11 protein-coding genes are annotated in these 12,564 nt (G+C 66.9%); 6 read left to right on the top strand and 5 right to left on the bottom strand.

From position 1 onward, the window contains the following. Window positions 1–51: 51 nt before the first annotated feature. Together proB and obgE are read right to left on the bottom strand one after the other, a co-directional pair. Window positions 52–1,167 carry a glutamate 5-kinase gene (proB, locus tag OC159_RS01935; RefSeq protein WP_407674039.1) on the bottom strand — a complete coding sequence of 372 codons (1,116 nt, stop codon included), beginning with the start codon at window positions 1,165–1,167 and terminating at the stop codon, window positions 52–54. Further along, entirely contained in the window at window positions 1,155–2,186 is a 1,032-nt protein-coding gene (gene obgE / locus OC159_RS01930) for a GTPase ObgE (protein WP_265499470.1), read from the bottom strand. Before obgE ends, proB begins: the two co-directional genes overlap by 13 nt. Before the next feature lie 110 nt (window positions 2,187–2,296). Here obgE and OC159_RS01925 point away from each other — a divergent pair, with 110 nt between their 5' ends. The 3 genes from OC159_RS01925 to eno all read left to right on the top strand — a co-directional run bounded on the left by OC159_RS01925 (window position 2,297) and on the right by eno (window position 5,809). After that, window positions 2,297–3,697, top strand: coding sequence for a protein adenylyltransferase SelO (locus OC159_RS01925; protein ID WP_265499469.1), 1,401 nt, complete (start codon window positions 2,297–2,299; stop codon window positions 3,695–3,697). Between the two features lie 87 nt (window positions 3,698–3,784). Then, window positions 3,785–4,465 carry an endonuclease/exonuclease/phosphatase family protein gene (locus OC159_RS01920; RefSeq protein WP_265499468.1) on the top strand — a complete coding sequence of 227 codons (681 nt, stop codon included), beginning with the start codon at window positions 3,785–3,787 and terminating at the stop codon, window positions 4,463–4,465. Between the two features lie 69 nt (window positions 4,466–4,534). Then, the gene (gene eno, locus OC159_RS01915) at window positions 4,535–5,809 is read left to right on the top strand and encodes a phosphopyruvate hydratase (RefSeq protein ID WP_265499467.1); all 1,275 of its coding nucleotides are present in this window, start codon (window positions 4,535–4,537) and stop codon (window positions 5,807–5,809) included. A 32-nt stretch (window positions 5,810–5,841) separates the two neighbouring features. Here the strand turns inward: eno and OC159_RS01910 are convergent, their stop codons facing one another. Continuing rightward, window positions 5,842–7,263 carry an aminotransferase-like domain-containing protein gene (locus OC159_RS01910; RefSeq protein ID WP_265499466.1) on the bottom strand — a complete coding sequence of 474 codons (1,422 nt, stop codon included), beginning with the start codon at window positions 7,261–7,263 and terminating at the stop codon, window positions 5,842–5,844. Between the two features lie 252 nt (window positions 7,264–7,515). Here OC159_RS01910 and OC159_RS01905 point away from each other — a divergent pair, with 252 nt between their 5' ends. The 3 genes from OC159_RS01905 (at window position 7,516) to OC159_RS01895 (ending at window position 9,480) form a co-directional block, all read left to right on the top strand. Beyond that, on the top strand, window positions 7,516–8,634 hold the full coding sequence (locus OC159_RS01905) for a TRAP transporter substrate-binding protein (RefSeq protein ID WP_265499643.1): 1,119 nt from the start codon (window positions 7,516–7,518) through the stop codon (window positions 8,632–8,634). 197 nt (window positions 8,635–8,831) lie between these two features. Further along, complete coding sequence (locus OC159_RS01900; RefSeq protein ID WP_265499465.1) at window positions 8,832–9,251, top strand: Hsp20 family protein; 420 nt, start codon at window positions 8,832–8,834, stop codon at window positions 9,249–9,251. 1 nt (window position 9,252) lies between these two features. Beyond that, window positions 9,253–9,480, top strand: coding sequence for a DUF1150 family protein (locus tag OC159_RS01895; RefSeq protein WP_265499464.1), 228 nt, complete (start codon window positions 9,253–9,255; stop codon window positions 9,478–9,480). Window positions 9,481–9,784: 304 nt separating this feature from the next. On the opposite strand, the gene OC159_RS01890 is transcribed toward OC159_RS01895, so the two are convergent. Both OC159_RS01890 and OC159_RS01885 read right to left on the bottom strand, forming a co-directional pair. After that, complete coding sequence (locus OC159_RS01890; protein WP_265499463.1) at window positions 9,785–10,606, bottom strand: TolB family protein; 822 nt, start codon at window positions 10,604–10,606, stop codon at window positions 9,785–9,787. 60 nt (window positions 10,607–10,666) lie between these two features. Beyond that, window positions 10,667–12,376 (bottom strand): bifunctional sulfate adenylyltransferase/adenylylsulfate kinase, encoded by a 1,710-nt coding sequence (locus OC159_RS01885; protein ID WP_265499462.1) that lies wholly within the window; start codon window positions 12,374–12,376, stop codon window positions 10,667–10,669. Window positions 12,377–12,564: the final 188 nt, after the last annotated feature.

The following is a 12,564-nucleotide window of genomic DNA, read 5'->3' as shown; positions in this document are numbered from 1 at the left end:
GCAGGAAATGGGCCGCCTCGAGTCGAATCGTCTGCCGGATAGCCGATTGGATCAGAGCGCCATGTCGTCCCTGTGGACCAGCGCAGCACGAGCCGGATAGCCCAGGAGATCCTCGATCTCGGCGCTGCGGTGTCCAGCGATCAGGCGCGCCTCGTCGGCGGTGTAGCGCGCCAAGCCCGTGGCGAGGCGCTGGCCCCGAGGACCCGTGACGGCGACGGGGTCGCCGCGGCCGAAGTCGCCGATGACATTTGTCACGCCAGCGGGCAACAGCGACTTTCCCCGACCAAGGGCAAGCGCGGCACCATCGTCGACCTGAAGCGTTCCGCGCGTCTTCATTGCGGCAATCCAGCGCTTGCGGGCCAGTTGCGGATCCGCCTCGGGCAGGAACCATGTGGCGCGCGCGCCGTGCGTCACCGCCGTCAGTGGCCGCAGGACCGAGCCTTCGGCGATGGCCATGGCGCAGCCGCCAGCCACGGCGGTCCGCGCGGCCATCAGCTTGGTCTTCATGCCGCCCTTTGACAGGCCCGAGACCGGGTCGCCGCCCATAGCCTCGATCTCTGGCGTGATCGTTTCGACGACGGGCAGGTGCCGCGCGGTCGGGTCCGTCTTCGGGTTCGCGGTATAGAGGCCATCGACATCCGACAACAGCAGCAGCTGGTCCGCGCCGCAGGTCACGGCAATCTGCGCGGCCAGGCGGTCGTTGTCGCCAAACCGGATCTCGTCCGTGGCCACTGTGTCGTTTTCGTTGACGATGGGGACGACGCCAAGCGACAGCAGCGTCTGCATCGTTGCACGGCTGTTGAGATAGCGGCGGCGGTCGGCGCTGTCTTCCAACGTCAGCAGCACCTGGGCGGTGGTGACGCCATGAGGCGCCAGGGCTTCCTCGTAGGCGCGGGCCAGGCGGATCTGGCCGACGGCAGCGGCGGCCTGCGCCCGTTCCAGCGGCAGCGCACCGGGCGGCAGGTCCAGCACGCGGCGACCAAGCGCGATCGAGCCCGAGCTGACCAGCACCACGTCGCATCCGCGCGCCCGCCATGCCGCCACGTCGTCGCAGAGCGCCCGCAGCCAGTCCGTGCGCAGGCCGTCAGGTTCCACCAGAAGGGCCGAACCGATCTTGACGACCAGCCGGCGCGCGCCGGCAAGCGACGGCGCGGTCACGGCTGCCAGGTTCCTTCGGAAGCGCCGGTGGCTGGCGCACGCGAAGGCTCGATCCGGGTCCAAAGCGCGCGCAGCACCTCGACCACCCCGGTTTTCGCCACACCGGACATCAGCATGACGGGGTGGCCCAGTTCGGCCTCCAGCGCGGCACGGCGTTCGGCCAGCGTTTCATCGTCCAGGGCATCGATCTTGTTCAGCACCGTCACGCGGGGCTTCTCCATCAGGACCGGCGAATAGGCGGCAAGTTCGGTCAGGATGGTGCGCGCATCCTCGGCCACCGTGTCCGAGGTACCGTCGACCAGGTGCAGCAGCACGTTGCTGCGTTCCACATGGCCAAGGAACTGATCGCCGAGGCCCCTGCCCTCGCTGGCGCCCTCGATCAGGCCGGGGATGTCGGCCATCACGAACTCGCGCCCGTCGACGCCGACCACGCCCAGGTTAGGGTGCAGCGTGGTGAAGGGATAGTCCGCAATCTTCGGGCGCGCGTTCGATACCGCCGCAAGGAAGGTCGACTTGCCGGCATTCGGCAGGCCCAGCAGGCCGGCGTCCGCGATCAGCTTCAGCCGCAGCCAGATGGCCCTCTCGACCCCTTCCTGCCCCGGATTGGCGTTGCGGGGCGACCGATTTGTCGAGGTCTTGAAATGGAGGTTGCCCCAGCCGCCATTACCGCCCTTCGCCAGCAGCACGCGCTGGCCCACCTCGGTCACATCGGCGATGACCGTCTCCTCGTCCTCGTCCAGGATCTCGGTGCCGACGGGCACGCGCAGGACGATGTCGTCGCCCGACTTGCCGGTCATCTGGCTGCCCATGCCGTGCTGGCCGGACTTGGCGAAGAAGTGCTGCTGATAGCGGAAATCGATCAGCGTGTTCAGCCCCTCGACCGCCTCGGCCCAGACATCGCCGCCGCGCCCGCCATCGCCGCCGTCGGGGCCGCCGTATTCGATGAACTTCTCGCGCCGGAAGGACACGCAGCCCGCGCCGCCGCCGCCCGAGCGGATATAGACTTTGGCGAGGTCGAGGAATTTCATCTGGAGGCTCCTTTTGCCGCTGACGGATACGCCCTTGCCCCAGACCGCGCAAGGGTCGCGGGCTTTCAAACGGGCGTCCGCGCCCTATCTATGGGTCAAAGGAGACCGCGATGATCCACTTCGACAACAGCTATGCCCGGATGCCGCAGGGGTTCTTCGCCCGCGTTGATCCCACGCCGGTGGCCCAGCCCCGGCTTCTGGCCCTGAACACGGCGCTGGCGGGCCGGCTGGGTCTGGACACCGGAACGCTGCAGAGCGCCGAGGGCGTGGCCATGCTGGCCGGCAACGCTGTTCCCGAAGGGGCCGAACCGATCGCACAAGCGTATGCAGGCCACCAGTTCGGCGGCTTCGTGCCGCAACTGGGCGACGGTCGTGCCGTCTTGCTGGGCGAGGTCGTGGCCCCTGACGGCGCGCGGTTCGATCTGCAACTGAAGGGTTCGGGTCCCACGCCGTTCTCGCGTCGCGGCGACGGGCGCGCCTGGCTGGGGCCGGTGCTGCGCGAATACATCGTCAGCGAATTCATGGCGGCGATGGACGTTCCGACGACCCGCGCGCTTGCGGCCGTCGCAACGGGCGAACAGGTCTGGCGCGACCAGGGCGGCCTGCCCGGTGCGGTGCTGACACGGGTTGCGGCCAGCCATATCCGCGTCGGTACGTTCCAGTACTTCGCCGTCCGAGACCGAAAGGACGCGCTTCAGGCGCTGACGGATCACGTGATTGCGCGCCACTATCCCGACGCCACGGGCCCGTTGGACCTGTTGAACCGCGTGGTCGCACGGCAGGCCCGGACCATCGCGCAATGGATGTCCCTTGGCTTCATCCACGGGGTGATGAACACCGACAACATGGCGGTTTCGGGCGAGACGATCGATTATGGCCCCTGCGCCTTCATGGACGTCTATCACCCGGACACGGTCTTTTCCTCGATCGACCGGGCGGGGCGCTATGCCTGGGCGAACCAGCCGCAGATCGCGGTCTGGAACCTGGCGCAGTTCGCGACCTGCCTGATCCCGCTGATGGGCGACGAGGCCGAGGCCATCGAGGCCGCGACCAAGGCCGTGCACGGGTTCGCGCCGGTCTACCAGGCGGCATGGCAGCAACGCTTCGGCGCCAAGCTCGGGATCGAGGGCGCGCCGAACCAGGCCCTGATCGAGCGGCTGCTGGACCTGATGGCGCAGCAACGAGCCGACTTTACGCGCGTGTTCGCCGGCCTTTCGGACGGCACTGCACGGGACGAGTTCACCGACCGCGAGGCCTTCGACGTCTGGGCGCGCGACTGGCAGGCACTTCGGCCGGACCAAGACGCGATGGCGCAGGCAAATCCCCGGCGCATCCCGCGGAACCACCAGGTCGAGGGCACCATCGCCGCGGCCGTGGCGGGCGACATGGCGCCGTTCGAGCGGCTCTTCGACGCCGTCACCCATCCGCGGGAGGATCGTCCGGACTGGGCGGATCTGGCGCGTCCGCCGCTGCCGGACCAGGTCGTGCATCAGACCTTCTGCGGGACCTGACGTCGATATGCGTGCCGGCCCCCTTGCGGGCCGGCGGATCGTTGTCATGATCCGCGCGACGCGACACCGCGACCCAATGGAATGAAGATGCTGAAACTGGCCAGCTACAACCTCCACAAGTGCCGCGGCATGACGGGACCCCATGCGCCTTTGCGGAACCTTGCCGTCATCCGCGCGCTGGACCCCGACATCATCGCCCTGCAAGAGGTCGACTTCCGATACGGCGTGCGTCCCGAGGCGCTGCCGCGCAAGCTGATCCAGGCCGAGACGGGCCTGCTGCCCGCCCGCATCAACGGCACCACCGAAAGCAGCCTCGGCTGGCACGGTCAGACCATCCTGATGCGCCCCCACCTGGCCGAGATCGCGACCCTGCGCCGCCTGCCCTTGCCGGGGCTGGAACCACGGGGCGCCATTGCGCTGCGGCTGCCCGGGCTGACGGTGATCGGCATGCACCTGGGCCTCGCGCGATCCTCGCGCCGGCAGCAGCTGACCCGCATCACCGCGCAGGCGGCCCGCATCGCCGACGACCGGATCGTGATGATGGGCGACTTCAACGAGTGGCGCGACGACCGCGGGCTTGAATCGCTGGCTGGTTTTCGGATGATCGCGCCGGGCCCGTCCTATCCGGCGCCCCTGCCGCAGCTGCGGCTGGACCGGATGGCGATGTCGACGAACCTCGACCTGGTCGAGACCGGCGTCTTCAGCGGGGCGGGCGCGCGCGACGCCTCCGACCACCTGCCGATCTGGGCGCGGATCAACCTGCCGTGAAGATTGCGACTTTCGGCATCGCCCCCGGCTCGCTATGAATGCCGCGACGCAGATCAACGGAGGCCCTTCATGACCACCATCATCGACATTTTCGCCCGAGAGATCCTCGATAGCCGCGGCAACCCGACCGTCGAGGTCGACGTCACGCTGGAGGACGGCACCATGGGCCGCGCCGCCGTGCCATCGGGGGCGTCGACGGGCGCGCACGAGGCGGTGGAAAAGCGCGACGGTGACAAGTCGCGCTATATGGGCAAGGGCGTTCTGGAGGCCGTCGCCGCCGTGAACGGCGAAATCGCCGAGAACCTGGTTGGAGAGGATTCGACCGAACAACGCGCCATCGACGCGATGATGTGCGAACTGGACGGCACGCCGAGCAAGGGCCGCCTTGGCGCCAACGCTGTCCTGGGCGTGTCGATGGCGGTGGCCAAGGCCGCGGCCGAGGCGACGAACCAGCCTCTCTACCGCTATGTCGGTGGCACCGCCGCGCGCATCCTGCCGGTGCCGATGATGAACATCATCAACGGCGGCGAACATGCCGACAACCCGATCGACATCCAGGAATTCATGATCATGCCGGTCGCCGCGGAGAACATCCGCGAGGCCGTGCGCATGGGATCGGAAATCTTCCACACGCTGAAGAAGGAACTGTCGGCGGCGGGCCTGTCGACGGGTATCGGCGACGAGGGCGGGTTTGCGCCGAACCTGTCGTCCACCCGCGACGCGCTGGACTTCATCCTGAAGGCCGTCGAGAAGGCAGGCTACAAGCCCGGCGACGACATCATGCTGGCGCTGGACTGCGCCTCGACCGAGTATTTCAAGGCCGGCAAATACGAGATGAAGGGCGAAGGCGCCTCGCTGACACCTGCCGAGAACGTCGACTACCTGGCCGCGCTCTGCGACGCCTATCCGATCCTGTCGATCGAGGACGGCTGCGCCGAGGATGACTGGGACGGCTGGAAGATGCTGACCGACCGCCTGGGAAGCCGCGTGCAGTTGGTCGGCGACGACCTGTTCGTGACCAACCCGACGCGCTTGGCAGAAGGCATCCAGAAGGGCTGTGGCAACAGCCTGCTGGTCAAGGTCAACCAGATCGGCACCCTTTCGGAAACGCTGGACGCGGTGCGGATGGCCGACCGCGCGGGCTTCACCAGCGTCATGTCGCACCGTTCCGGCGAAACCGAGGACGCGACCATCGCCGACCTGGCGGTAGCCACCAACTGCGGCCAGATCAAGACCGGCTCGCTGGCCCGCTCGGACCGGCTTGCGAAGTACAACCAGCTGATCCGGATCGAGGAGATGCTGGGCGCCACGGCCGAATTCGCAGGCCGCAGCATCCTGCGCTGATTACAGGGCGCGGCCGGACGGATCGGCCGCGCCTATTCCGGTCCCACCAGGGGTCCCGACCGGACCATCTGCGCCAGTGCCGCCAGCGCCCTTGCCAGACGCTCCCGCTCCATCCGACAGTTGAGGGCGATCCTGATGCCGTCCACCGCAGGCTCCACGCCAGGTGCGGCGGCGAAGTCGCTGGCAGGACGAATGACGACGCCCGCCTGGGCCGCGCGGGACACAAGGTCCTCGGATCTCCAAGGCGGGGTTACGGGCAGCCACAGCATCGGAACGCCGTGACGGCTGACGGCGCCCAAACCCTCCAACAGGCTCAGCGCCAGCATGCGGCGATCCTCGACCACGGTCAGCACCTCGCCCGCAATGTGCTCGGCCTCTCCGCTTTCCAGCAAGCGCAGCACCAGCGCCATGATCGGCAGCGACAGGCCCATGTGGCTGTGCTGGGCAGCGATGCGGCCGGCCTGACCCATTCCCTCGGGGCAGATCAACATGCCGAAGCGCAGCCCGGCCGCGATGATCTTGGAAAAGCTCGATACGTGCCACACGCGCTCGGGGGCCAGCATCCGCAGGCTGGGACCGGCAGTTGCGGCTGGGCTTGGGGCGTAGCACTCGTCCTCGATGATCTGCAGGTCGTGGCGACGTGCAACCTCGACGATCCGGGCCTTGCGTTCGGCGCTCATGCCGGCAAGCGTCGGGTTCTGCGCCGAGGGTGTCAGGCAGACCAGCCGCGCCCCCGAACTTCGGGCGGTGCGGTCCAGCGCGTCGGGGATCATCCCTTCATCATCCAGCGGGACCGGCAGCGTCTCGGCCCGCATCAGCCGCGCGGCATGGCGCATTCCCGGATAAGTCAGGGCCTCGGCCATGACCTTGGCCGGCTGGTCGGCCAGACACAGGCCCATGACCAGCGTTATCGCATGTTGTCCACCATGTGTCAGCACCATGTCGTCGGGCGTCAGCGCGCCCAACTGGCGTCCCTGCAGCCATGCGACGGCCGCGCACCGGCACTCCGCATCGCTGCTGAGCGGCGTGTAATCCAGAACCGCTGTCCCCATCTGGGTCGCGATTGACGCAAGCTGAGTGCCGATCCGCGCCGCCTGGCCGCAATCGGGCAGCTGGGGGATGCGCAGGTCGGCCAGCCCCTCGGCACGCCAGCCGCCGTCCAGCGCCTCGTAGAGCAGCGGCTGCGGCGCGGGCCGCCTGGCGGGCGGCGCGGCGACAAAGCTGCCCCGCCCGACATGGCTCTCGACCACCCCTTCGGCCGCGGCGACCTGATAGGCGCGTGCGACCGTGCCGGTGGTGACCTTCAGCCGCCAGGCAAGCTCTCGCATCGGCGGCAGGCGCGTTCCGGGCGCGAGTTCGCCTGACCGGGCCGCCTCGCGCAGAGCATTGGCCAGCGCGCGAAACTTGGGTCCCTGCTGCAGGGACAGGTCAGGCTGCCAGTCGTCGATGCGCATGTGCTTTACCCCGGGCCACACCTGTCTGTGACAGAAGTGTTAATCCCGCCGATTGGGCAGCACAATCGGCTGCATGACCCGCCCGGCGCGCGGCTGCCGGCGATGGGGCGAAAATTACCCGGCGGAACTTCGCTCGGCTCTCGACAGGCTGGCATGGGGGGGTAAAATGCGGCCCATGCAGGGCGGGAACTTGTCGGCCGAGGGGGCCGGCCCGACCCGAGCGGAGGAGAAACGATGAACAAAGACAAAGCTCTGGACCGGCGGTCCTTCCTGACGCGTGCGTCGGTGGGTGGCGCGGCTGCCGCGGCCGGCAGCGTGCTTGCCGCCCCGGCCATCGCGCAGGAAAGCACGCAGATCAACTGGCGCTGCGCGTCGAGCTTCCCCAAGTCGCTCGACACCATCTATGGCGGTGCCGAAGAGCTTTCGGCCCGCCTGGCAGAGGCCACCGATGGCCGCTTCCAGATCCAGATCTTCTCGGCCGGAGAGATCGTGCCGGGCCTTGACGCGATCAACGCCGCGACCGATGGCACTGTCGAATGTGCGCATTCGGTGGGCTACTACAACTGGGGCAAGGACCCCGCCTTCGCCTGTGGCGCCGACCTGCCGTTCACGTTCTCGGCCCGTGCCAAGGCTGCCTACAACTATCACGGCGGCGGGATCGAGAACTACAACACCTTCCTCGACCAGTATAATCTTGTCGGCTATCCGGCCGGCAACACGGGCACCCAGATGGGCGGGTGGTACCGCAACGAGGTCAACACCGTTGCCGACCTGAACGGGTTGAAGCTGCGGATTGCCGGTCTGGCAGGCCGGGTGATGGAACGCCTCGGCGTCGTTCCGCAGCAGATCGCCGGCGGCGACATCTATCCGGCGCTGGAGCGGGGCACGATCGATGCGGCCGAATTCGTCGGTCCCTACGACGACGCCAAGCTCGGGTTCCAGAAGGTCGCGCCATACTACTATTATCCCGGCTTCTGGGAAGGTGGTCCGACCGTCAGCATGTTCGTGAACAAGGGCCAGTGGGAACAGCTGTCCGAAAGCGACAAGGCCCTCTTCCGGACGGCCTGCCAGGCCGTCGATCAGAACATGCTGGCCAAGTACGACTTCCTGAACCCTACCGCTTTGAAGGAACTTGTCGGCACCGGGGCGCAGCTGCGTTCGTTCAGCGAGGAAATCCTGACCGCCGCCTTCGCCGCCTCGCAAGAGGTTTATGCTGAGCTTTCGGCCGAGAACGAGGCGTTCAAGACGCAATACGAGGCGATGCGCCAGTTCCGCAACGACTGGTACCTGTACCAGCAGACCGCTGAATACACGTTCGACACCTTCATGATGATCCAGCAGCGCAACGGCGTTCTGGACCCGGCAGGCTGATCCCGCAGCCCCCGCCGCCGCGGCTCGTCCGCGGCGGCACCGACCAGCTGCCGCGGCGCCTTGTGCGCCATGGGGCGGCGCCCTGTCAGCCGCAGGGATCTTGCAAAGGCTTTCAAGCGTTCACATATTGCAAGGTATCAGGGGTTGCCGCACCGGGACCCCGAACAACAACAGTCGCTTCCACTCAAAGGGCTGAAATGTCGAAGATTTCCTTGGGATCCCATCCCTACCTTCTGGGGTTCGACCAGCTTGAACGCCTTGTCGAACGCGCCGCAAAAGGCGCCGAGGGCTATCCGCCTTACAATATCGAGCACCTCCCGCCCGATGCCTTCCGCATCACACTGGCGGTTGCGGGATTTTTGGACGACGATCTGGCCATAACCACCGAGGACCGGCAGCTCGTGATCCGTGGCCGGATGCCTGAGACCGAGGAGAGCCGCGTCTTCCTGCACCGCGGCATCGCCTCGCGCGCGTTCCAGCGCAGCTTCGTGCTGGCGGACGGAGTCGAGGTTGTGTCGGCCGGAATGGAAAACGGACTGCTGCATATCGATCTGCGTCGAACCAACCCTCAGCAGGTCGTCAAGACCATCCCGATCAGCCGCAAGGAGGGGATCTGAAATGGATAGCAAATTCGACTTCGGCGACGCCGCCGATGCGCCCACCGTCTATATCCGCGAAGTTGCGACGGACACCCTGCCCCAAGACCTGCAAGAGCAGTTGCCGGGCATCACCACCATGTACGCCGTCCACGACGCCGAGGGCGAACGACTTGCCCTTGTGCGCGACCGCCGCATGGCCTTCGTCCTGGCCCGCCAGAACGAACTGCAGCCGGTCAGCGTCCATTAGCGCCGGTTGCTCAAGCCAGCATGGCGGTTGGCAGATGATCTCGGGCACCTCTCGCTCGCGTTCGTGCGGGCTTTGGACTGGCCTCTCAGACCATAGTGAACCCTACCTGAAAATGCGCGACTGCCAATAATTGCGTCGCGGACGGTCCTGTCTTGATATCGACGGTGGTGACGCTGACTGGACCGCAGAAGCACTCAGCGAGAATGTCTGCAGCCAGCGCGATCAGCCTATTGGCCGTACGTTCATCGCGAGGCATGAACCTCAGCCAAGCGCGCCAGCGACGACCCTTGGGATGAATACGGCGCTACGACGATGCGTAGCGCATGAAGGCGACGGAAGTGCCGTCTGGCGACCAGCAGGGAACGTTCAGCGTTCCCTGCCCGCCGTGAACGTCCAGCAGCTTCCGCCTGTCGGAACCGTCGGGACGCATGATCCACAAGGCGACGTCCCGGTCGCGCGGATGCTCCTCGGTCCCCGGCTCGTAGGCCAGGTAGACGACATGGCGACCGCAGGGCGACGGGTGGGGAAACCAGTTCACGTTGTCATCCTCGAAGACCACGCCTGCCTCTGCCCCGTCCCGGCGCATGCGCCAGATCTGGGCATGTCCCGTTGCATCCGAATTGAACCAGATGAACTGGCCGCAGCTTGAGAAGTCCGGTCCGTCGTGATGGGCATCTGCCGGTGTCAGCACTATCTCCTCGTTGCCCGAAAGGTCGCTGATGGCGATACGGACCACGCGGTCGCCCCTCGCACAGGCGTAGGTCAGCAAACCGCCGTGTGCACCGTGCCACCAGCTGGGGCGCGCCATCTCCAGCGGCGTTACACCGGTGCCATCCCAAACATGGATGCCGGCGCCAGTGCCGTCGTGCGAGCTGAAGACGATCCGTCCGTCCGGCAGGAAACCGTGGTCGTTGTTGCACCGCTCGTCATGCGGCATCCGGATCGGCCGAAGGCCGGAAGCGTCGGCCTGCCACAGCCGCCCGTCGCCGTTGACCAGGAACCAGCCGTGGGGGTGCCAGTTTGGCGCCTCGATCAGCTTGTCGGTGCGCAGGATGACGCGCGGGCGCCCGGTTCCGATATCCATAACCTCGAGCGAGGATCGCCAGGGCGCGACAGGCTGGGTCATGACCGGCTCTAGGTCCTTAAAATGCACGGCGCGACGTCGACCGCCGCGCCGCCGCGAAGGTCAGCTGAGACCGATCAGCCCCATGCCTTCCAGCTTCAGAAGCACCTGGTGCGCGACGCCGTCGACGTCGATATCCGTTGTGTCCAGCCGCAGCTCGGGCGTCTTCGGTTCCTCGTAAGGGTCCGAGATGCCCGTGAACTCTTTGATCTTCCCTTCGCGCGCCAGCCTGTAGAGGCCTTTGCGGTCGCGGCGCTCGCACTCCTCCAGCGGGGTGGCGACATGGACCTCGACGAAGGCGCCACCGGCCTCGATCATCTCGCGGACGGCGCGGCGGGTGGCGGTATAGGGCGCGATAGGCGCGCAGATCGCGATGCCGCCGTTCTTGGTGATCTCGGACGCGACATAGCCGATGCGCTTGATGTTGATGTCGCGGTGCTCCTTGCTGAAGCCCAGTTCGGACGACAGGTGCTTGCGCACCACGTCGCCGTCCAGCAGCGTCACGGGGCGGCCGCCCATTTCCATCAGCTTCACCATCAGCGCGTTCGCGACCGTCGACTTGCCGCTGCCCGACAGGCCGGTGAAGAAGACGGTGAAGCCCTGCTTGGCGCGCGGGGGCGAGTTGCGGCGCAGTTCCTGCACGACTTCGGGGAAGCTGAACCACTCGGGGATCTCCAGCCCCTCGCGCAGGCGGCGGCGCAGTTCCGTGCCGCTGATATTGAGGACGGTCACGCCCTCCTCGATCTCGTCTGCGGGTTCGTACTGTGCGCGTTCCTGCACATAGACCATGTGCTTGAAGTCGACCATCTCGACGCCGATCTCGTCCTGGTGCTTGCGGAACAGGTCCTGCGCGTCATAGGGGCCATAGAAGTCCACGCCCGCGCTGTTCTTGCCGGGGCCGGCGTGGTCGCGGCCGACGATGAAGTGAGTCGCGCCGTGGTTCTTGCGGATCAGCCCGTGCCAGACGGCCTCGCGCGGGCCGGCCATGCGCATCGCCAGGTTCAGCAGCGACAGCGTGGTCGTGGCCGAGGGGTACTTGTCCAGCACCGCCTCATAGCAGCGGACGCGGGTGAAGTGATCGACGTCGCCGGGCTTGGTCATGCCGACGACCGGGTGGATCATCAGGTTGGCCTGCGCCTCGCGCGCGGCGCGGAATGTCAGCTCCTGGTGCGCGCGGTGCAGAGGGTTGCGGGTCTGGAAGACCACGACGCGCTGCCAGTTCAGCTTCTTGAACATGGTGCGCAGTTCGTTCGGCGTGTTGCGGCGCGCGCGGAAGTCGTAGTGCGTGGGCGCCTGCAGGCCCTTGATCGGGCCGCCCAGGTAGACCGGGCCCGCGACGTTGTGCAGGTAGTTGACGGCCGGATGCGCCACGTCGTCGGCGCCGAAGACCTTCTCGGCCTCGATCGACTTGTTCGGCGTCCAATTGTCGGTGACCGACATGATCGCCAGGATCACACCTTCCTGGTCGCGCAGGGCGATGTCGGTGCCGGGTTCCAGCCCCTCGGCGAACTTCTCGCTGACGTCCAGGTTGATGGGCATCGGCCACAGCGCGCCCGAGGTCAGGCGCATGTCGTTGACCACCCCGTCATAGTCCGCTTGTGTCAGGAACCCCTTCAGCGGGTTGAAACCCCCGTTCATCAACAGTTCCAGATCGCACAGCTGGCGCGGCGTCAGGTCCCAGCTGGGCATGTTGCCAGCTTCGTCCTTCAGCGAGGCGGCAGCCTCGGCCGAGACATAGAGTTCAGGGATCGGGGTCTGATTCGGGTGGGTCATGAACAGGCCTGGTGGTTGCAGGGGTGGCGGGGCAGCACGCGATCCGGGTGGAGGCGTGGTTCGCGGGACGCATAGCGGCCTTCAAGGCGATATTCAAGTCTGGGAAAACGCTTTTCGCAGATGCACGGGCGCGTAAATCTGACGCCCCGGAAGCCGCGGCGGTGCAGCGGGACCTGTCCCGCTGCACC

Origin of the sequence: Paracoccus beibuensis (assembly GCF_026162625.1) — a bacterium.
Taxonomy (GTDB): Bacteria; Pseudomonadota; Alphaproteobacteria; order Rhodobacterales; family Rhodobacteraceae; genus Paracoccus; species Paracoccus beibuensis.
The sequence above is the reverse complement of the archived record's forward strand: the minus strand, read 5'-3'. Positions and strand labels throughout refer to the sequence as shown.